22 protein-coding genes and 1 riboswitch are annotated in these 20,825 nt (G+C 37.0%); of the genes, 8 read left to right on the forward strand and 14 right to left on the reverse strand.

The genetic code is table 11. The features are described 5' to 3' along the window. Window positions 1-29: 29 nt before the first annotated feature. From SOLCA_RS10285 to kdsB, 5 genes are all read left to right on the forward strand, one after another. A complete protein-coding gene (locus SOLCA_RS10285) occupies window positions 30-599 on the forward strand; it encodes a pentapeptide repeat-containing protein (RefSeq protein ID WP_014680384.1) in 570 nt (189 codons plus the stop codon). Between the two features lie 138 nt (window positions 600-737). Beyond that, window positions 738-1,889: a glycoside hydrolase family 18 protein gene (locus SOLCA_RS10290; protein WP_014680385.1), complete on the forward strand. Its 1,152-nt coding sequence runs from the start codon at window positions 738-740 to the stop codon at window positions 1,887-1,889. Between the two features lie 102 nt (window positions 1,890-1,991). Further along, window positions 1,992-2,429 carry a helix-turn-helix domain-containing protein gene (locus SOLCA_RS10295; RefSeq protein WP_014680386.1) on the forward strand — a complete coding sequence of 146 codons (438 nt, stop codon included), beginning with the start codon at window positions 1,992-1,994 and terminating at the stop codon, window positions 2,427-2,429. A 44-nt stretch (window positions 2,430-2,473) separates the two neighbouring features. Next, on the forward strand, window positions 2,474-3,238 hold the full coding sequence (locus SOLCA_RS10300; protein WP_014680387.1) for an SDR family NAD(P)-dependent oxidoreductase: 765 nt from the start codon (window positions 2,474-2,476) through the stop codon (window positions 3,236-3,238). 160 nt (window positions 3,239-3,398) lie between these two features. Further along, window positions 3,399-4,124: a 3-deoxy-manno-octulosonate cytidylyltransferase gene (kdsB, locus tag SOLCA_RS10305; protein ID WP_014680388.1), complete on the forward strand. Its 726-nt coding sequence runs from the start codon at window positions 3,399-3,401 to the stop codon at window positions 4,122-4,124. 128 nt (window positions 4,125-4,252) lie between these two features. On the opposite strand, the gene SOLCA_RS10310 is transcribed toward kdsB, so the two are convergent. Genes SOLCA_RS10310 through SOLCA_RS10320 form a run of 3 tightly spaced genes read right to left on the reverse strand, consistent with a single transcriptional unit; the run spans window position 4,253 to window position 5,393 of the window. Then, entirely contained in the window at window positions 4,253-4,636 is a 384-nt protein-coding gene (locus SOLCA_RS10310; protein ID WP_014680389.1) for an acyl-CoA thioesterase, read from the reverse strand. Continuing rightward, window positions 4,633-4,875, reverse strand: coding sequence for a cysteine-rich CWC family protein (locus SOLCA_RS23955; RefSeq protein WP_014680390.1), 243 nt, complete (start codon window positions 4,873-4,875; stop codon window positions 4,633-4,635). Before SOLCA_RS23955 ends, SOLCA_RS10310 begins: the two co-directional genes overlap by 4 nt. Further along, window positions 4,875-5,393: a PAS domain-containing protein gene (locus tag SOLCA_RS10320; RefSeq protein ID WP_014680391.1), complete on the reverse strand. Its 519-nt coding sequence runs from the start codon at window positions 5,391-5,393 to the stop codon at window positions 4,875-4,877. Before SOLCA_RS10320 ends, SOLCA_RS23955 begins: the two co-directional genes overlap by 1 nt. A 164-nt stretch (window positions 5,394-5,557) precedes the next feature. After that, a riboswitch (cobalamin riboswitch) is annotated at window positions 5,558-5,705 on the reverse strand. Between the two features lie 215 nt (window positions 5,706-5,920). On the opposite strand from SOLCA_RS10320, the gene SOLCA_RS10325 reads away from it, so the two are divergent. Both SOLCA_RS10325 and yidC read left to right on the forward strand, forming a co-directional pair. Further along, window positions 5,921-7,549, forward strand: a complete 1,629-nt coding sequence (locus SOLCA_RS10325) for a CTP synthase (RefSeq protein WP_014680392.1) — start codon at window positions 5,921-5,923, stop codon at window positions 7,547-7,549. A gap of 18 nt (window positions 7,550-7,567) precedes the next feature. Continuing rightward, entirely contained in the window at window positions 7,568-9,355 is a 1,788-nt protein-coding gene (yidC, locus tag SOLCA_RS10330; protein WP_014680393.1) for a membrane protein insertase YidC, read from the forward strand. Window positions 9,356-9,433: 78 nt separating this feature from the next. Here the strand turns inward: yidC and SOLCA_RS10335 are convergent, their stop codons facing one another. From SOLCA_RS10335 to SOLCA_RS10345, 3 genes are all read right to left on the reverse strand, one after another. Next, entirely contained in the window at window positions 9,434-10,030 is a 597-nt protein-coding gene (locus SOLCA_RS10335; protein ID WP_014680394.1) for a hypothetical protein, read from the reverse strand. A 206-nt stretch (window positions 10,031-10,236) separates the two neighbouring features. Then, the gene (locus SOLCA_RS10340; protein WP_014680395.1) at window positions 10,237-10,827 is read right to left on the reverse strand and encodes a hypothetical protein; all 591 of its coding nucleotides are present in this window, start codon (window positions 10,825-10,827) and stop codon (window positions 10,237-10,239) included. A 281-nt stretch (window positions 10,828-11,108) separates the two neighbouring features. Continuing rightward, on the reverse strand, window positions 11,109-12,545 hold the full coding sequence (locus SOLCA_RS10345) for a T9SS type A sorting domain-containing protein (protein ID WP_169313286.1): 1,437 nt from the start codon (window positions 12,543-12,545) through the stop codon (window positions 11,109-11,111). 247 nt (window positions 12,546-12,792) lie between these two features. Here SOLCA_RS10345 and SOLCA_RS10350 point away from each other — a divergent pair, with 247 nt between their 5' ends. Further along, window positions 12,793-13,566, forward strand: a complete 774-nt coding sequence (locus SOLCA_RS10350; protein ID WP_014680397.1) for a DeoR/GlpR family DNA-binding transcription regulator — start codon at window positions 12,793-12,795, stop codon at window positions 13,564-13,566. Here SOLCA_RS10350 and SOLCA_RS10355 read toward each other — a convergent pair. The 8 genes from SOLCA_RS10355 to SOLCA_RS10390 form a co-directional block, all read right to left on the reverse strand. After that, window positions 13,563-14,633 carry a dipeptidase gene (locus SOLCA_RS10355; protein ID WP_014680398.1) on the reverse strand — a complete coding sequence of 357 codons (1,071 nt, stop codon included), beginning with the start codon at window positions 14,631-14,633 and terminating at the stop codon, window positions 13,563-13,565. The genes SOLCA_RS10350 and SOLCA_RS10355 overlap by 4 nt on opposite strands. Window positions 14,634-14,651: 18 nt before the next feature. Continuing rightward, window positions 14,652-15,767, reverse strand: coding sequence for a D-TA family PLP-dependent enzyme (locus SOLCA_RS10360; RefSeq protein ID WP_014680399.1), 1,116 nt, complete (start codon window positions 15,765-15,767; stop codon window positions 14,652-14,654). Window positions 15,768-15,769: 2 nt separating this feature from the next. Next, window positions 15,770-16,420 carry a bifunctional 4-hydroxy-2-oxoglutarate aldolase/2-dehydro-3-deoxy-phosphogluconate aldolase gene (locus SOLCA_RS10365; RefSeq protein WP_014680400.1) on the reverse strand — a complete coding sequence of 217 codons (651 nt, stop codon included), beginning with the start codon at window positions 16,418-16,420 and terminating at the stop codon, window positions 15,770-15,772. Between the two features lie 18 nt (window positions 16,421-16,438). Then, the gene (locus tag SOLCA_RS10370) at window positions 16,439-17,470 is read right to left on the reverse strand and encodes a sugar kinase (RefSeq protein ID WP_014680401.1); all 1,032 of its coding nucleotides are present in this window, start codon (window positions 17,468-17,470) and stop codon (window positions 16,439-16,441) included. A gap of 51 nt (window positions 17,471-17,521) precedes the next feature. Then, complete coding sequence (locus SOLCA_RS10375; protein WP_014680402.1) at window positions 17,522-17,989, reverse strand: RidA family protein; 468 nt, start codon at window positions 17,987-17,989, stop codon at window positions 17,522-17,524. An 8-nt stretch (window positions 17,990-17,997) separates the two neighbouring features. Then, window positions 17,998-19,317 (reverse strand): GntP family permease, encoded by a 1,320-nt coding sequence (locus SOLCA_RS10380; protein ID WP_014680403.1) that lies wholly within the window; start codon window positions 19,315-19,317, stop codon window positions 17,998-18,000. Between the two features lie 387 nt (window positions 19,318-19,704). Beyond that, the gene (locus tag SOLCA_RS10385; RefSeq protein ID WP_014680404.1) at window positions 19,705-20,070 is read right to left on the reverse strand and encodes an iron chaperone; all 366 of its coding nucleotides are present in this window, start codon (window positions 20,068-20,070) and stop codon (window positions 19,705-19,707) included. A gap of 17 nt (window positions 20,071-20,087) precedes the next feature. After that, window positions 20,088-20,720 carry an endonuclease III domain-containing protein gene (locus SOLCA_RS10390; RefSeq protein WP_014680405.1) on the reverse strand — a complete coding sequence of 211 codons (633 nt, stop codon included), beginning with the start codon at window positions 20,718-20,720 and terminating at the stop codon, window positions 20,088-20,090. Between the last annotated feature and the right edge of the window lie 105 nt (window positions 20,721-20,825).

Genomic DNA, 20,825 nt, shown 5'->3' on the forward strand with positions numbered 1-20,825 from the left:
TTGTAAGAATGTTTTTTTATTTAATACCAATGCCAACACACGAAGATCAAACCTTTGAAAAAGCCAGCTTTTCAGAAAAAGTTATAAAACAGGAGAGCTTTGAGAACTGCACATTTATCAATTGTGACTTTTCGAATGCTAATGTAACCAATAGCCGTTTCACCGAATGTTCATTTATTGGTTGCAATATGGGTATGATGAAGGTAAAATCAACCACCCTGAACGATGCAAAATTTAAAGATTGTAAGTTAATGGGTATTAACTTTAGCGAATGTATTGATTTTCTTTTTAGTGTGTCTTTTCAAAATTGCATTCTTGATTATTCCTCATTTGAGGGAAAGAAAATGGTAAAAACCACTTTCGCTGATTGTTCACTAAAAGGTGCTGTATTCGCGAATACTGATTTGAAGGGTTCAAAATTTGATAACTGTAACCTGGATTCAGCCCAATTTGAACGGACGAATCTAAGAGAAGCGAATCTTTCTACTGCGATAAATTACGCGATTGATCCTGAACTAAATGATATAAAGAAAGCTCGTTTCTCAATACACGGAATTCCCGGTTTGCTAAATAAGTATGATATTAAAATTGAACAGTAAACTTTTGTTTTCCTTTCTTTAATATTAAAAAACAACTAATAACCAATCAGTTAGCCATATTAAAATTCACAAAAGTATTGTAACTATTAATTATTTTTTCTTAACTTAATGTAAATCAACCAATTTGCTACATTAGTTATGAAAAAACACAAATTTTACCTACTGGCAGCAATTATAATTTCTGCCGCAGGTCTCGTTTATTGTTCAAAGCAAAAGGACAATCTTAACAATTCAGAATCCGAAAAAACAGCTTCGTCCCGAAGTACAGAAGCTGTTGGAACTACCTCCACTCCCATTCAGATTTATGGCGTATGGCACGCAGGAAACGAAGCCTGCGGCTGGTCGACTGAGCGAAACATGACAGAATTTGATGCCGCCAATCATTGGCTTATTGATCGAGGTAACGGACAACCATCAGTTAACCTTGTTGTTTTAAGCTTTGTAAATCCTCTGAAATTATTAAACAAAACCACAGATGCTCAAACCTTAAATGGTTTGCCAAGAGGCATGACACAAGCTGTTGTCAATTATTTTAAAACAAGAGGAATCAGAGTAATGCTTTCAATTGGAGGTATTACCTATACTAACGACTGGAATAGTGCATTAGCCCAGAATGCTACACAATTGGGATTAAATGCAGCAGAGGTTGCTGTTAACATGGGAGTTGGGATTGAAATTGACTATGAACAAAGCAACGCACCTAATCTTACCGGTTTACAGAGCTTTATTACCGCATATCGTTCCGTATTACCATACGATGCTTCAGGTAATAATCATGCAGCCAGACTTACAATAGATCTTGCTGCAGGCGACAGGTGGTTAATCGACATTTGCCGTAAAGCTACTGCAGACTGGCTTCGTACGGATACCCCTGTTCTGGATTATGCAAATGCCATGGTAGAAGCCCGTCAGGCAAGCAGTGCAGCTGCGGCACAAGCTAACTGGCAGGAACATATTGATGGTAAATCAAACTACAGTCCGGTTATTCCTCCGTTGGCTCCATGTAAATTTACCGGCGCTGTATATCTTGTAACTGGCAAAAGTGCAGCACCTGAATGTAATAATTTCAACAATTCTTTAGCAAAAAGCACCGGAACTTATGTTCAATCAGTAGTACCTAACGGTGCCGGTACAAGTCCGGGAATGTTAGGTTATATGTATTGGGCCGCTGAATGTCCGTCGTCACGTCGTATATGTACCACTCCTCCAAACAGCTGTGAAAATGGGGTTGGGACAGGTGCTACCTTCTACAACATTCAAATACCAATGCCAACTTTACGGCAGCAATAGTTTTTCCAATAGTTTAACATATGCCATCCATGTCGGAAACTCCGGCATGGATTTTTTATTTACGAAACCTTTTCTTTTGTATTTTTGCTAAAGGAAATTATCATGAGTAAAATCCCACAGAAAATACTATTTCGTCAGCATGAGATAACTGCTGATTTTTTAAAGGAATTGGACAAACATTTGGCCGATATTCTTGATGAACGGACTATTGAAATGCTCGAAATCAGGGATTTTGCCTCGTTGATGCATATCCATCCTACTCATTTAAGTAATACCATTAAACTCACAACAGGTAAGGCTCCCTGCTTTTTCTTTGAGGAAAAGATCATGAAGATAGCAAAGGAACTGTTAAGTGATCCTTCTTTACCAATTGCTCAGATTGCTTTCAAACTAACTTTTGATCCTTCTAACTTTACGAAGTTCTTTAAACGATTTGAAGGAGTAACTCCAAAATACTATCGGGAGCAGGTGCTTTCAGCAAAGTATTCACCTCAATCGGAAACACTCACCATTAATACTGAAACAGTCACCATAAATTAAAGCTGAGAACCCTGCAATTTTGTGATCAACAAATCACAACAGAAATGAAATCAGAAAACAAAATAGCATTAGTAACAGGCGGTAGTCGTGGCTTAGGTAAAAATGCTGCATTGCGCCTTGCTGAAAAAGGTTTAGACGTTATCATCACTTATAATAGCAAACAGCAAGAGGCCTTAGCTGTGGTAAAGGCACTCGAAGATAAAGGGGTTAAGGCTGCATCTCTTCAGTTAAATGTTGGATCACTCAACAGATATGATGATTTTTCCTCTACACTTAATTCAATATTAACCGAAAAATGGGATCGCTCTACATTCGATTACCTGATCAATAATGCCGGTATCGACTGGGCGGCTCCATTTGCTCAAACATCGGAAGAACAGTTTGATAGTCTGATGAATGTGCATTTTAAAGGAACCTATTTCTTAACACAAAAACTTCTCCCCTTATTAGCTGATAACGGAGGTATTATTAATCTTTCAACCGGTTTGGCTCGTTTCGTAATTCCGGGTTATAGTGCTTATGCTTCTATGAAAGGAGCTATCGAAACATTTACCAAGTATTTAGCTAAAGAATTAGGCTCACGTGGTATCCGAGCCAATACTGTAGCACCCGGAGCAATTGATACTGATTTCAACAAAGCGAACTTTGACTCACATCCTGAAGTGAAAGGTTTTATTGCATCACAAACAGCACTGGGCAGAGTGGGTATTGCTGAGGATATTGGCGGTGTGATCGCTTTCTTATGTACTGATGACGCACGTTGGATCAATGCTCAACGCTTAGAGGCTTCTGGGGGAATGTTCTTATAGTCCTTCACCTAAAATTATTCCGAAGAACTCAATGAAGATGTCTGTGTTCTTCGGAATAATTTCCCGTTTGTCTACAGAAACCTTCACTTCTTCTCGGATTAGGCATTGTGTTTGACATAACCTTTGCAAAAAGATTACATTTGCAGACAGTCCAACATAAATGAAATTTTTAGGCATTATTCCATCCCGCTATCAATCCACAAGATTTCCGGGCAAACCATTGGTAGAAATCAAAGGTAAAAGTATGATCAGACGTGTTTACGAACAATGTAAACTTTGTCAGGAACTTGATGAAGTGGTGGTTGCTACCGATGACCAACGCATCTATGATCATGTGATCGCCTTTGGAGGCAAAGCTATGTTGACGTCAGAAGACCACCTAAACGGGACCTCAAGGTGTGCAGAAGTTGCGGAAGCTTTTCCTGATTATGAGGTGGTCATTAATATTCAGGGCGATGAACCTTTTATCTCTCCAAAACAAATAAGTGATTTAATTCATTGCTTTGACGATAAAGAAACCGAGTTGGCGAGTATGTATAAGAAAATTAAACAGCCTGAAGAAGTATTTGACCCACATGTAGCTAAAGTGGTAATGAACTTAAAAGGCGAAGCATTATTCTTTAGTCGCTCACCTATTCCATTTTTGCGAAACGTTGCAGAACATGAATGGCTAAACAAACAGGATTATTACTACCATGTTGGTATATACGGCTATAAATCAGCAGTGTTGTTTCAGCTAATCAACTTAGATCCGTCTCCACTCGAGCTCAGCGAGTCTTTGGAGCAATTACGTTGGCTTGAGTATGGCTTTAAGATAAAAATGGCGGAAACTGATATTGATACGATTGCAATTGATACTCCCGAGGATCTGGAAAAAATAAAATGATTTTTTCCTAAAGAGAGAATAGCGTTGTCATGCTGAGGTACGAAGCATCTGTAACATATTTCGCAATGAATCAACAGATCCTTCGTACCTCAGGATGACAATCATATGAAGTTATTAATGATGTAACACTACACCACACTCACCGGCTTTTTATGTTCGTCTATAGCCACAAAAGTAAAAGTTCCTGTAATAGCCTTTTCACGTTCAAATGAATACATTTCTTCGATAAAAATCTCCACGCTTACCTTTAAACTGGTATTTCCGATATGTGCAACTCTACCTACCAGTTCGATAATTGTTCCTGCCGGAATTGGCTTTGAAAAGTCAATGCGATCTGAAGAAACGGTTACTACACGTTTGCGGGTAAAACGGGTTGCCGTAATAAAAGCTACTTCATCCATTAAATGCATTGCTGTTCCGCCAAATAGCGTATCATAGTGGTTGGTAGTATTAGGAAAAACGGCTTTAAAGATTCGGGTTTCTGAGAGATTTATTTTTTCTTCTATATTCATCTTGTTTTTAATATGGTGTTAATTTGTTCTTTCTTTTCTATGAGCGCTTTGAATTTTATCTCTTGTTTTATTTCCAGCAAACAATTACGACAAAGACAGTCGTTATAGCCACAAGCTATCGCTTCTTTCTCCTCCTCATTAAATGTGAGTCCAAAGCATTGACATTGAGTAATGCTTCCGGCTTTACACTCAAATGAAGCATTGCACCGTGGACAGTTTTTTGATTCGTGATTTGCCATCAACTTTCCTTTGCAAAAGTTATAAAATTAACCAGTTCCTGTTTTCTGTTAAATACCGGAAATCCTTGAATATTGCTGGTATAGGGAGTACCATTTTTTCGGTAATTCAAAATACTCACCTCAAAAGGCAACTTATTGCTAACCACCACTGAGACTTTATCCTTTACAACTTGATCCGTATCTATCCCTTGAAACATACTTAGTTTGTTTCCTATTACTTCTGTAGGTAAATAACCGTTCATTTCGAGCATATTATGACTTGCAAAAACAATTCTCAAATCTGGCTCAGTTACAATAATGGTCAGTCCTTGGTGGAATATTTTCTGATTAAAATTAAAGTCGTGATTCCATTTATTCTCCACCGCATACTTTTTCAGGTTCGTTATATCTTTTAGTAATAAAGAGTTACGTTGAAATCCTTGGATATAAATATCCCAGCTGTTTAATGGCGCTTTAAAATTGATTTTTTCAGTTTCTTCAACGAGTTTCTGACAATATTCCTTTGCGTTACATTTCATTTAATTTATGATTAACAACTAAATACAAATAAACATGGCTTATGCTTGTGAACTATTCACGATTCAGTGTAGAAATAAAAGATAATAGTAATCCGGTCGTCAGGAGGAAGATTGGTTAAACGACAGAAATATAACTTTTGACTACTGCTTTTTATCGCGAAAGCATTGATCCGAATAATGAGGCAAGTATCCTGACTTATTATAATTGATCGAAATCAATATAAATTACAGTTGCGCGACAGCCCGTGATTTGCACACGGTTCCTTTTTAATCTGGCATAACAATACCAGAACCACATTATAACAAGATAAAGAACTAACGGCGCAAAGATAGGAATAAGTTTTTCTTCTGCGGTTATTATTGAAGTCAGTCCTACTAATCGAGCATTAAAGTGAACATTTTGATTTCATATCTTATTTTTAATCAAAATTTTACCATAAGATTACGAGAAAATAAAATCATTAAGATAAGCAACCATTATTTTTCGTACTTTTGCAACCCGTAACCAGCAGCGATCAATTCAGATTATGACTAAATACGTATTTGTTACGGGGGGTGTTACCTCGTCGTTAGGGAAAGGAATTATTTCAGCTTCATTAGCTAAATTATTACAGTCGAGGGGGTACAGGGTAACCATCCAAAAGCTTGATCCTTATATAAACATCGATCCCGGAACCTTAAATCCATATGAACACGGAGAGTGTTATGTAACCGAGGATGGTGCAGAAACCGATCTTGACTTAGGTCATTATGAGCGTTTTTTAAATGTTCCAACTTCACAGGCCAACAACGTAACTACCGGCCGCATTTATCAAAATGTAATTAACAAAGAGCGCAGAGGTGATTATTTGGGAAAAACTGTTCAGGTGGTTCCTCATATCACTGATGAGATAAAAGCAAATATTCAGCGTTTAGGAGATACTGGTGAATACGATATCGTTATTACTGAGCTAGGCGGTACCGTAGGTGATATTGAGTCATTACCGTATATTGAGGCTGTTCGTCAATTCCGTTGGGAACATGGTTCAACTAATACCCTGGTTATTCATTTAACGTTATTACCCTATTTAGCTGCTGCAGGTGAGCTTAAAACCAAACCAACCCAGCACTCGGTTAAAATGTTAATGGAGTACGGTGTTCACCCTGATATTTTGGTTTGCCGTACTGAGCATAGAATGACGCCAGATTTACGTAAGAAAATCGCTCTATTCTGTAACGTAAACGTAAATGCAGTAATCGAATCGGCTGATGCTTCAACCATTTATGACGTTCCGTTATTAATGTTGAAAGAACAGCTAGATCGTATTGTTCTTACCAAACTAAAATTACCTATTAAAGACGAGCCAAATCTTGATTCATGGAAAGAGTTTTTAGGCAAGCTTAAAAACCCTACTTCTGAAGTTAAAATTGGGTTAGTTGGTAAATATGTTGAACTTCCGGATGCTTATAAATCGATTTGTGAATCATTTATTCATGCCGGTGCTAAAAACGAATGCAAAGTAAACCTACAATACATCCACTCAGAGCATATCAATGCTGAAAATGTTGCCGAGAAATTAGGCGGACTTGACGGTGTTCTTGTTGCTCCGGGTTTTGGTAACCGTGGTATCGAAGGTAAAATTGATGCTATCAAATATGTTCGTGAGAATAATATTCCGTTCTTTGGTATCTGCTTAGGTATGCAGTGTGCGGTTATTGAATTTGCACGCAACGTATTAGGCCTAAGTGATGCACATTCATTAGAAATGAACCCTGATACTCCATATCCGGTGATCAATCTGATGGAAGAACAAAAACAAATCACTAATATGGGTGGAACAATGCGTTTAGGTGCATATCCTTGCGAAATAAAGAAAGGAACTAAAGCATTTAGCGCATATGGTAAATCGCGAATTACTGAGCGTCACCGCCACCGTTATGAGTTCAACAACGATTATTTACAACAATACAATGATGCAGGAATGATCACTTCGGGTATCAACCCTGATTCTGGTCTGGTTGAAATCATTGAATTGAAAAATCATCCTTATTTTGTAGGCGGACAATTTCACCCTGAATTAAAAAGTACTGTAGCTAACCCTCACCCACTGTTTGTTAAATTTGTGGATGCTGCTAAAACTTACCATTACGAGAATAATCCAAAGAAATCTAAATAAGAATTAAGAAACCAATAGATGGATAGAAACACCTTCACCGGTATGTTTATGATTGCTGCCATTTTGCTTGCGTGGGGCTATTTTATGAAGCCCAACGAAGCGGAAGTGAAGCAATACCAACACCAAACCGATTCAATTAAAAATGCAAAAGCCGGCATTAAAACAACTCCGGCCGCTGCAAATAAAAGTGTAAATCTGGCCGATACCTCAACTGTTCAACAGCAACAATTCATCACTGTTGAAAATGAGTTGATCAAGGTAATCCTTTCAACCAAAGGTGGTCGTGTTTACTCAACCGAAATCAAAGGTCAAAAATCGTATGACGGTAAACCTGTTGTTCTATTTAACGGTGACGACAACCGCTTTGGTTTTAAATTGCCTTTAAACAGCAAGAATGTTAATACTAACGATGAGTTTTTCCAACCTGTAGGTTCTTCTTTCAGTGTTGCAGGAAAAGACTCTAGCAGCGTTACTTTACGTTTAGCCTTCTCTCCTACACAATACATTGATTATGTATATTCATTAAAAGGAAACAGCTATTTATTAAATTATGCTGTTAAAATGGTGGGTATGAATCAATTGATCTCTCCTAATGCGAAAGCATTAAATCTGGAGTGGAAAAGTGATTTGATCCAACAAGAAAAAGATAAAAAGAGTGAGCAAGGATACACTACTGTTTATTTCAAAAAAGACGCAGGAGATGTAGATTATTTATCAGAAACAAAAGATAAAGAAGTTAAGAATGAAGAGCCTGTAAAATGGATTTCATTTAAACAGCATTTCTTCTCTACTGTTTTAATTGCAAAGGATAAATTCCCTGGAAGTACTTTAAATACTGAAACAGATTTAACAAAATCCTATTTAAAAAGACTTTCAGCTGATCTTACCATTCCTTATCAGTCAAAACCAACTGATGAGTTGAACTTTACGTTCTACTTCGGTCCTAACCAATATAATACGCTTAAAAATGTTGGTAATGACTTACAACGTCAGGTTAACTTAGGCTGGGGACCTTTAGGTTGGATTAACCGTTGGGCAGTAATTCCTCTGTTTAATTTCCTTGATAACTTTAATATGAGTTATGGTATTATCATTTTGATTTTAACCATCATATTAAAACTGGTTTTATTGCCAATTACTTATAGCTCATACATGTCGCAAGCAAAAATGCGCGTGTTAAAACCAGAAATGGATGCTATTAAGGAAAAAGTTGGCGAAGAAGATCAAACCCGTTTACAACAAGAATACCTGAAGTTATACAAGCAAGCCGGTGTAAATCCATTAGCGGGATGTATCCCTCTGTTACTACAGATGCCTATCTTACTGGCATTCTTCCGTTTCTTCCCTGCTTCGTTTGAATTACGTCAGCAATCATTCTTATGGGTACCTGACCTTTCAACTTATGACTCGGTAATTACCTGGGGAACTAATATTCCTTTCATCGGAAATCACTTGAGTTTAATGTGTTTATTAATGACCATTTCCACCTTAATTTACACATGGATGAATAACCGTATTTCGGGTGTTACAGGCCAAATGAAGTATATTGGTTACATTATGCCAATTATCTTCTTAGGCGCGTTAAACAGCTTCCCTGCAGGTTTGAACTTCTATTATTTCTGTGCTAACATTATCACATTTGCACAACAGTTCATTATCCGCAAATTCGTTAACGAAGACGCTATCCACGCAAAAATTCAGGAAAACAAAAAACGTCCTAGCGCTGGCAAGAAATCTAAATGGCAAATGCGTTTAGAGGAAATGACTAAACAGCAACAAGCTGCGCAATCAAAAAGTAAGAAATAAGATCCTGTTTAATATAATTATGAAAGCCGTCCCGGTCTAACCGGGATGGCTTTTTTTTGTAGTCTATAAATTGATCAGCTATTCATTTGGATTCGGACAAGGACTAACGGTATAATAAAATACTCCTTGAGGATCTGCATATTTATAGAGATAGAAATTAACAACGGTGTCTAAAAAGCCATCAATATAATAGTCTGTAAACTCAAAGGTACTAGGGTAATTAAAGTCAGCTATAATTACTTCATTAGTGTAAAAGTCTGAGATTGGAAATTTCAATGCCGACTCTCCATTAACATAAGCGTATTCACCTGTAAAAGTTCGTAAGCCATCGCTTGAGGTTAACTCAATATAATTCAGACCATCATATCCAGCTTGAACATAGACAAACTGATGATCATGAAATATTGAAACCCCGAGATTATATGAATCATTGGAATCTTCCATTGTCATCTCCTGAGTTACACCTGGAGGGTTAATCTCATGGGTATCGGACTCATACCTTAAATAACTCGAATGCATAACAACAGTATATTGGGCTGTTGGACCACAAGATTGAACAGTTGAAGCTGAATTGTTAACAATCGGAGAGTTTACATTGGGATAAACCTTATCAATGTCTTTCTGACAACTTAGTGAGCACACTAGTACTCCCATAAGCACAATGATTTTTTTCATAAAGAAGATGTAATTTAAAGAAGATGTAATTTATTGAGTCAATTTGCAATTGAACAAACTATAAATCAATACATTAAATGATTTAACAAAAAAAAGAAAAAATAGAATCAATCGAAAAGTAAGAAGTAAAGATCCTGTTTAATATAATTATGAAAGCCGTCCCGGTCTAACCGGGATGGCTTTTTTGTAGTCTATAAATTGATTAGTTATTCATTTGGATTACAACACGGGCTGATCTTATAGGCAAGTTCACTTTTATTCGTGTTAATTGAAAGCCCGCGCTTAATGCTTCTGAGGTAAACATAAATCGGAGTTTCTAAGGTATAATCAATATAATAACTTTCAGGATCAAAAGTTTCAACATAACGGATCAAAATTGATTGATTGGCAGAAAATTTACTAAGTGGTATTTTTAAAATTAACGTACTACTATTTAGATAATCGTATGTTCCTGTATAGGTCGTTAACCAATCTGTTGAAGAAACAACAAAAGCTGATGAATCAATGTTAACCGTTCTAACATATAAATATTGATAATCGTTAAAGACGCAAACAGAACCAGAATGATCAGCATCATCAAAACCAGGAGTTGGGGGTATTCCAGAAGGCTCATAATAGCGGATTGTTTCTCTTTTAAATAAGACTGAATCTCTAACTACATTACCACAGATTTGAATAGGAATTCCCAAACTGTTTACCTGTTTGGCTGTTGCATTTACATACGGACATTTGTCCGTGTCTTTTTGGCAACTAAGAAGGCACACCATGGCCATCATAAGTAGAAAAGTTTGTTTCATAAGTATAAAGTTTAGATAAACAATAAGTTACGAAAAAAACAGGATATATAGTGGGCTTGAAAAATCAGATAAGGTAGCTACATAAAAAAAGGAGTTGAAACCTGGGAAGAATCAACTCCTTTAATTTAACCTAAACCAAAAGAAAAAGAATAATAATAGGAATATAAAATATAACTATACTCTTTTTCCTACCGCTAAAGTAGATTATAGATTTGACTTACCCAAATTTTTTTTAGAAATGCGAGATAAGTCCCTATAATCTACGTGGACAAAAAACTTAATTATTGTTTTTGAAACTTTAAAGACTTTTGAAAATCGGCACTTTCAACTATTATATTATAATAACCAGGAGACAGTGATGATACATTTATACTTTTATTATTTTCAAAGACACCTGTTTGTACTATTTGGTTATCTAAACTTACAATCCTATATTTTCCTAATTTAACAACTTCACTGGTTTTCAAAGTGATTTCAGAAGTTGATGGATTAGGATATAGTAACATAATTGCTTCATTAGATTTGTTTTGAACCTGCATTGTACTTCCTCCACCGCATCTAAAATCCACATTTACTAATGTAGAAGAAGTTGAGGTCTCTACTGCTGTTCCACATAAACTGACAGGTAATGCATATATATAATAGTTACCGGGATCTGTTATTCCAAACTCTTGATAATTCAAGCCAAATTGATTGACAATGGTTTTATCATTAGGATTATTAGCTGGATAATACCCCCAAACGTAGGTTGATACATCCGGCAATGGTTCTGCCTGAACTGTAAATAATTCTCCAGAGCAAACTTTTGAAGGTGCACTTACCCAATTTACTGGAACAGCTCCAATTAAAAACTCCCTACTTGCATACGGTGTTGAGTTTGTACAAAGTGGTTTATTTGCTTTAACCTTTACAGTTCCTTTGTAATTAGATAATTGACTTGAAACAACTACCGAAGTACCACCCAACCCAGTGATGGTAACAGGAGATGACTGACCATTTATTAATAAGGCAGATGTCGAAGTTTCCCATGTATATGAATCTGCTCCTTCAACTGGGTTAATAGTTACATTTCCTGATCCACATAGTGTACTAAAATCATTTGTTATTACCGGCGCATTATTTGTCCTATTGATCTGAATTGAAGCAACCTGACCAGTTGTGGTACATAGGTTATCTCTGCCAATTACATTGATACTAATTGAATTATTAGTTGTTACATTGTAATTTACACTTGGAGTTGTGGTTGTCTGCGTCCAGCCTAATCCATCGGACCACGTGTACTGATTCGCAATAGCAACCGGTGTAATACTTAATGGAATACTTCCTCTAAATGAACAATCTTTAGAAATTGTTAGAGATTGAACATCAGCAAATACCCTGACCTTTACATCATGTTTAATCGAAACAATATCAGTAGTACATCCACCACTTGAAGAAGTTTTATAATATGTATAATAAACCTTTGCATTAATTGATGTAGGGGTATTGATCCACTTGACTTTAATTTTGTCTTTATTCTGTGAAACCTCAATTATTTGCCCTCCAGATACAGACCATGGAAGATTATTTGGACATGGTGGAATACTTGAAATTGAGTACTCATAAATTACATCCGGACAAGGATTTTGAGGGCCAGAAATTGTTTGGGCTTTGGAATTAAAGCAACAAGAAACCACAAGGAATAAGATTCCTGGCAGAATTAGGCATTTTTTATACATAAATAAATTGTTTAAGATGTGATCAAGTGTACGACGATTAATAAAGAAAGTTGTATAAATTTGCAAGTATACAGTATAATGAGTATCAGTGCTCCCATTTTTAACTTGCAAAAAAAACGCAACCACCTTCAATCCTCCATTAATAATGCAGTTCACATTTATGTTACAATTAAGTTAATAGTCATTTTATTTAGCAAAATAATTGCAACAACTGCTTACCTTTGTAAACATTAAACCCAGAGGCAACATGAAGGATACTGAATTTGTAAACTACACTAAAGAGGAAAGAAAGTCGCACATCTTAAAAGAGATTGATTTACATACACGTGTAAGTTTCGAAACATTATCCAATCAATTAGGAGTTTCTGAGGATACAATAAGGCGAGATATTAACGAATTAGAAATCGAATCGCTGTTGATTAAGGTAAAAGGTGGGGCTATGACAAAAGCCTATCATCATACCTCCTCTGCACAAACTTATGCTGAATCTTCTAAAAAGATCATTGCTCAAAAAACAACGAAATTGCTGAAAGACGGCATGGTGTTGCTTGTTGGCGGAGGCACTACAATCAGAGAATTTATCCGATTGATTCCTACAGATCTTAACCTCACTGTCTTTACAGTAAATGTTTTATCAGCTGTTGAGTTATTAGATAAAGCCAATGTAAAAACCATTATGATTGGTGGCAGTATTTCTACCTACAGTCAAATGTGTATAAGCGGAGATGTTTATAGTCAATTGGCCAACATTAAAGCTGACCTATTGATTTTAGGAACAAACGCTTTAGCCATTGAAGGAGGATTTTCAGACTCGGATTGGGAAACGGTTCAGGTGAAAAAGGCGATGATACAAGCTGCTGAAAAAACAGCCATTCTTACTATTTCTGAAAAGTTGGATACTACCCTAAAAATGAAAATAGCCAACTTATCCGAAGTAGATTATGTTATTACTGAGATCGACACAGATAACGAAAAACTACAATCGTATAAGGAGGCTGTTCCTAGGCTAATATTTGTTTAATTCCAATTTTTCATCAGAAAATTAATCCAATTCTGGTGAAAAATATTATTCAAATCTGCTTGTGAATACCCATGATCTGTAAAAATCGTTACTAATTTTTGCAAATCTGCGATTGTATCCAAATCATGCGGACACTGTTCCGTTCCGAAAGCTCCATCCAGATCAGACCCAATACCTATATGCAATGTATTTCCTGCTAACTGACAAATATGATCCATGTGATTAAATACGGTTTGTAAATCACAGTGCATACCTGTTGGCGTTGACACCCCTCTCTCCCAGTTAGGAACCAGCATCCATGCATCAAATGCTCCTCCAATTACTGCTCCTCTTTTGATCAACGCTGTTAGCTGTTCATCGCTGAACTGCCTGTTGTGATTTACAAGAGCACGACAGTTATTATGACTTGCCCATACTGCACCATTAAAATGATCCATTGCCTGCCAAAAGGCATCATCACATAAATGAGTTGCATCAAGTATAATATTCAACCGCTCCATTTCTTTTAACAACGCTAAGCCATTGGCATTCATTTTTCCTGTAGCATCAGTACCGTTAGCATATCGGCCTGGACCATAATGTGCAGGTCCAACTGCACGTAATCCATAATTATAGGCTCTTTCAAGGTAGGAAAGATCGATCAGCGAATCGGCCCCTTCTAAACTTAATATATATCCAATAGGTTTTTGGTCGTTTGGCTGACCATTATTCCATAGTGAGATATGGTTTTGTAAGGATGTTTTATCTATGATCTGCACCATTTCACCAGCTTCTTCCATGGATTTATACCATGCAAGCTGGGCTTGTGTTTGTGCCCACGCTTGTTGGGGTGAATTCCAGCCGGGAATCAGGCTGTCGGGTTTTACAAAACGGGCAATCTGCGTAGCCACAACAATTCCAATATTTCCATTTCTTAATGCAGGCAACGATACCGTTGCTCTTTCTCTGTCGGGTTTATCGGTCATGCCTTTTTCCAAAGCACGCAACGTTGTAACATCATTTCTCAGATCCCTGTTCCATTCCATGGCATTCATGCTAAGGTCCAGGTGTGCATCTACTATAAACATAATAGCTAGTATGTGATTTTAAATAGTTATTTTTTTGTTGCGTGCTTCCACCAACCATGTATCATAGATCTCATGATTATTATTGACGACTTGTACGGAATCGTACAAAGCACACGTCGGACATACATGATAAGGTAGTGCATAAATGGTTTCTCCCAAAGAGTAGTGGTGTACACCTTTGTTCTCTAAAACCAAATGCTCTTCTGAATGCGAAATAGGGATTAAATTCTCATCATTTAAAATTGCCAGGCGCTTATCCAGCGGATTTTCAGAAGACACCGATTTATAACCTATATCAACACATAAAGTACTGGCAGATGGTTTAGAAATAACCGTTCCAACAATTACAGCAGCATTTTTAAACTCTTGCTCCGGAAGATTAGTCTGATAGTTTACATCCCAGAATACAAACGTACCCGGACTACATTCAACCTCCTTTATTCCAGCATAGAATGGGAAAGTGTTTGAACCTCCGGCTACAATCTTTAATTTATAATTTAACCGCTCCTGGAGGGTAGACAAACGGGAAATGATTTTCGAAAAGGAGTTACAAGCTTGCTGTTCACGTTGCTCAACAGTTCCTTTTATATGCCCGTCGTAAATATGTAAACCTAAAAAATTAAGATTAGGTAGTTGAGAAATTTGCAATGCCAGATCGTCCCAGGAATCATTCACATCAATACCTGTTCTGTTCATTCCGGTATTCATATCAATGTAAACATTTAACACCAGGTTATTTTCTTTTGCCGTTTCAGCTAGCAATGTTGCGGTTTCTATATTATCAACAATGATTGAAAAAATAGAATTCCGGTACCGCTGGATTAAACGAATCCAACGATTCAACTTCAGACCTGCAGGTTGGTAGGCTAATAAAATATCTGAAATATGATGCATCGCACTTAACTCAGCCTCTGCAATCGTTGCACATTTCACCTTTTCGATCTTGAAGTCTTTATATAATTGCAAGATCTCCCCTATTTTATGCGTTTTTATATGCGGTCTAAGGCGCAGAGGATCACCATCCACTGCTCGAATCAATTGTTCAATATTGTATTTGATTCGATCCGTATAAATAGCTAAAAAAGGTGTATCAATGCGAGTTTCAGGAGTTATTTCCCACCAATTATACTGCATAACTATTTTGTTCTGGATTTTCTTACAATTTCTATTAACTGTTTAAATACCTGAAATGCCTTTTCATAGCTAAGATGGGCTAAAACATTCTTAGAAAACAAGTGAGAGCCTATACCCACACAATCAACACCTGCATCAAACCAAGCTTTCAAATTAGTTTCTTCAAGTGTTACTCCACCAGTTGGCATTAATTTAAGACTTGAAAAAGGAGCTTTGATTGCTTTTACATAATCAGGTCCACCAATTTTATCGGCAGGAAAAAGTTTAACGATTTCAGCTCCTAATTTATTGGCGTACAACACTTCATTAAGCGTGGCAGCTCCAGGAATCCAATAAATATGATTATCAATACAATATTTCCCTGTTTCAGCATCAATGTGCGGAGAAATGATACAATCGGCACCTGCTTTATGAAAAAATTGAGCATCAGCAACATTTAAAACCGATCCTACTGCTAATTTTATGTTCAGGTTATTTTTTACTTTAAAATCCACCATTTGGGTGAAAACATCCTTTGCATCTGCTGAGCGTGCTGCAAATTCAATAATTCGAATTCCCGCATCTTCAGCCGACCTCAAAATTATTTCAGCAGTCTTGATATCAATCTGAGTAACTAAAGGAAGTACACCTTGCGTATATAAAATTTGGTACATGAGATTATTAAAAACTATTTATCGGCTAATTCTATTACTTGTACCATTTATCAGGAAATGATTTACTTCATCAACCGAAGTGATAGAAAAGTCGCCTGGTATACTCTGCTTAATAACTCCACAAGCGGTGGCCCATTCAATGCTTTCCTGTGCAGCAAACTGATTCATCAAGCCATACAATAATCCGGCTGTAAATGCATCACCAGACCCAATTTGATCGGTTACCAAATGAATTTGATGTTGCTTCGATTCATAAAAATTATCCTCATGCATTAACATGGCCGAATAAATATGTGATTGTCCTTCCGACTTTCTGAAACTCATTGCAAGCGTTTTCAAATAAGGCATCTTTAATTTCAATAAGCCATATGCTTTCTGAAATCGATCTGTATCCGGCGTATCTTTATCGGTTTTGATACCGAAATAGATCTCGACAGCATCCAGATCTGCCACAGTTATCGTACTATACTCAAGCAGTGGCGGCATTATTTCTGCCGGCGTTTTACCGTATCGCCATATTTTAGACCGATAGTTAAAATCCGAAGAAATGATCAATCCTTTATGATGTGCCGCTAAGATGGCCTCTTTACATGCCAGACTAGCCTCATAAGAAATTCCTGGACTGGTACCCGACCAGTGAAAATGAGTTGCTCCTTCTAATGCTTTACCCCAATTAATTTGGTTTAGGCCAATGGTTGAAAATGCTGTGTTATCACGATCATAAATAACCTGCGATTGTCTTATTTGATTGCCCTGTTCAATAAAATAAAGGCCGATACGATGTCCTCCAAACACACAATTGGTGGTATCAATCTTGTATTTATGAAGTTCATTTAGTGCAAGCTGAGCTAAATCATTTTCGGGCAACCGGGTAACATAAGCTGTTTTTATACCTAATTGAGAAAGTAATACACAAACATTTGCCTCGGCAGCTCCTACATTAACACGTAACTCATTAGCCTGTGTAAATCTGAATCCGTTGAGCGTGCCCATGCGTAATAATAGATCGCCAAAAGCAACAAGTTTTGTTTGTGTGTGGATATTATTCATGGATAATTAATTAATATAAACGCATTGTGATCTGACAAACAGCATAATTAGTCAGTATAATTCAAAAATCGCTTCAACTTCAACCGGAATATTATCTGGCAACGACCCCATGCCAACTGCACTTCTAACACCTATTCCGTTTTCCTGACCCCATACATCTGCAAACAACTCACTGCAGCCATTGATTACATATGGATGTCTTAAAAAATCGGGAGTACAATTTACCATTCCTAATACTTTTACCACTCGCTTAACTGCATTTAAACTTCCAATGTTGGTAACAATGGTTGAAAGCATAGTTAACCCAACCTGACGAGCAGCCAATTTACCTTCTTCCATATCCATATCATCACCAATTCGACCAATAATCAATGATTTATCATCTCTCACCGGACCATGACCTGATAAGTATAAATATTTGCCATCAATCAAATAAGGTCTATAAATACCCAATGGTTGAGGAGCGGGAGGTAATGATAAGCCAAGCGTTTCAAATTTTTCTTGAGGAAGTAAATTCATATAATAACCTAGTGAATAATAAAATTTAACACAAACACAAATACAATTCCGATAACAGATACTAATGATTCCATCACCGTCCACGATTTAAACGTATCTTTAATACTGATATTAAAATACTCTTTAAACATCCAAAAGCCCGGATCATTAACATGCGAGCACATTAAGCTTCCGGCTCCAACAGCGAGTACTAACAAATTAGGATCCAGTCCATGAACCTGGAGTAAAGGCAATAAAACACCCGCCGTCATTAACCCAGCCGCAGTTGCAGAACCGATGCAAATACGTATAATGGCGGCCATTAACCAGGCTAACAGGTACGGGTGAATATCAACTAAAATTAAAAAATCCACAATTGTTTGGCTTACCCCACTTGCCGACATCACCTCCTTTAAACTTCCAGCTCCACCGATTATGAGCAATATCAAAGCAACATCTTTGATTGCTACAGCATATTCGTCCATAACATTGCGAATGCTTTTACCGGACCGAACTCCTAAGGTGTAGGTGCATATCAGCAATGAGATCAACATGATAATACCTGGCGCACCAATGGTTTTACAAATGATGCTTACTTGTTCATCTTTCCAGATAAGAGGCACTAAAGAGGTGATGGTTAATCCGAATACCGGAAACAAGGAGGATAAAATACTTACCGAAAAACTAGGCAGCTGTTTTTCATCGATGGCTTCATCTATCGCAATTATTTCATCCTGCGAAGATGATTTAATGTTCTTAAGGAGGTTGGAGAATAATAATCCTGCGATTAAAATAGTAGGAATCGCAATTAAAACACCGTACACCAACACTAAGCCAATATCTGCTTTTAACAAATTGCTTATTCCCATTGGAGAAGGGTGCGGTGGTAAGAACCCATGCGCAACCGAAAGAGAAGCCAACATGGGTATTCCTAAGTAGACCTTAGGCAATTTAAATTGATAGGCTACCGAAAAAATTAAAGGAACCAGCAGCACAAAACCTACACTATAAAACAAAGGAATACCGACAATAAAACCGGTGATCATTAATCCTAACCGCACGTATTTTCTACCGGTCCATTTCATTATGGTTCTGGCAATTACAGTTGCTGCACCTGATGATACAGTAAGTTTTCCTATACAGGTTCCGAAAATGATAATGAGTGTAATCGAGCCTAACATATCTCCTAACCCCTTTTCTACCGATTGAGTTAAGGTTGTTAGAGGTAATCCTAATAACAAGCCCGTCAGTAAAGAAGTGATGATAAAAGCAATGAACGGATTGATTTTAAGCCAGGTAATCTGCAATATCAGGAAAACGATGCAAGCGATTAGTATAACTATACTCATTACACACTAAAATTGGTTGTTTTAAGGTCCTATTCTGTTTTGGCTCACTCTAACTCCATAACTAATCTCTCCTTACTTATAGCGCACGGTCAAATATATAAATTAGAATTATACTTTGCATATTTTTTGCATCAATTGCATTTTTTTTGCAAAATAGCTTTTAGCAATTAGCTATTGACTTCTTTTCCGTCGGCTAAAGCCAGACGGCAATGAAGCTCCTTGCTAATGGGCTATTAGCTTCGCTAACAACATACAAATCTCCCAATTCTGTTGGCTGAAGCCAGAGGGTTATAAGGCTCTCTGCTAATGGATTAATGGCTAATGGCTATTTTCCTATCCGTCGGCTAAAGCCAGACGGCAATGAAGCACTTTGCTAATGGCTAACTGCTATTGGCTAGTAGCAGCTTTTTCAAGATTTTGTTGAACCCTGAATTTTACAATTTCTGTAACCAGATCAAGAGGAAGCGGTTGATCCAATGGAAACTGAACAGATCCTTTAGCTCCTTTATAGGCAGATAGCTGTTCCTTGAATGTTGCAATTCCTCCTGCTCCCGGATAAAACCCTATGTGCTTGTTGTATCCTGCAAAATGTACCAAGTTTCCTTTTAAATAAAATGTGGGAATACCATAGCTTATTATTTCTTCAGCTTCGGGAGCTGCTTTCTGTATGGCTTTCCTTATTTGTTGCAATAGTTTCTGTGTGGATTCCGGAAAGCCGGCTATATATTCATCGGTATTGATTGGCTTTTGCATAGTATAGTACTGTTAAATTAACTCACCTTGTTGGTTTGGTAATATGCACAAACTGTATTCATAAGACATACTTCACACTTAGGTGTTGGTCGGCAAATTTCGCGACCAAGAAACGAGATGGCCATACCTGCATCCCATTGTTCGGGAGGTAAAACATTCATGATCTGTTTTTCTATTTTTACCGGATCTGCACCTGTTGCAATGCCTAATCTTGGTGCTACACGCACTACATGTAGATCAACAATTACTCCTTCAGCCGGTTTACCTGATTCTCGCAAAATAACATTAGCCGATTTTCGACCTATTCCCGGAAGTTTTACTAATTCATCTAATGTGGATGGAATATGTTGATCTTCTTTAACTTGTTGAGCAATTGACAAAAGCCATTTGGTCTTATTCCCAAAATTGCGCACATCATTTATAAATGGCAGTAATGCATCTGCGGACGCATTCGATAAAGCATGCATATCCGGAAATACTTCGAATAATTTCGGAGCGATCTGATTAATATGACGATCGGAATCTTGGGCCGATAAAACTACCATAACCACAAGCTGGTACACATTCTCATAGTCTAATGGATGTTTCTTGTTTTTATACTTGTCGAGTAAGGGTTGAATGGCTTCCACCCAGTTAACTTCTGTAGGCATAAGTAATAGATTTTGTCTGATTCTAGTTACTAATCTAAAGAATTGCAGAGAATTATAATAAGCTTTTAATAGATAAGCTTAAATTCAGTAGTTATTGTATTAATC

It is taken from the genome of Solitalea canadensis DSM 3403 (genome assembly GCF_000242635.2).
GTDB classification, from domain to species: Bacteria; Bacteroidota; Bacteroidia; order Sphingobacteriales; family Sphingobacteriaceae; genus Solitalea; species Solitalea canadensis.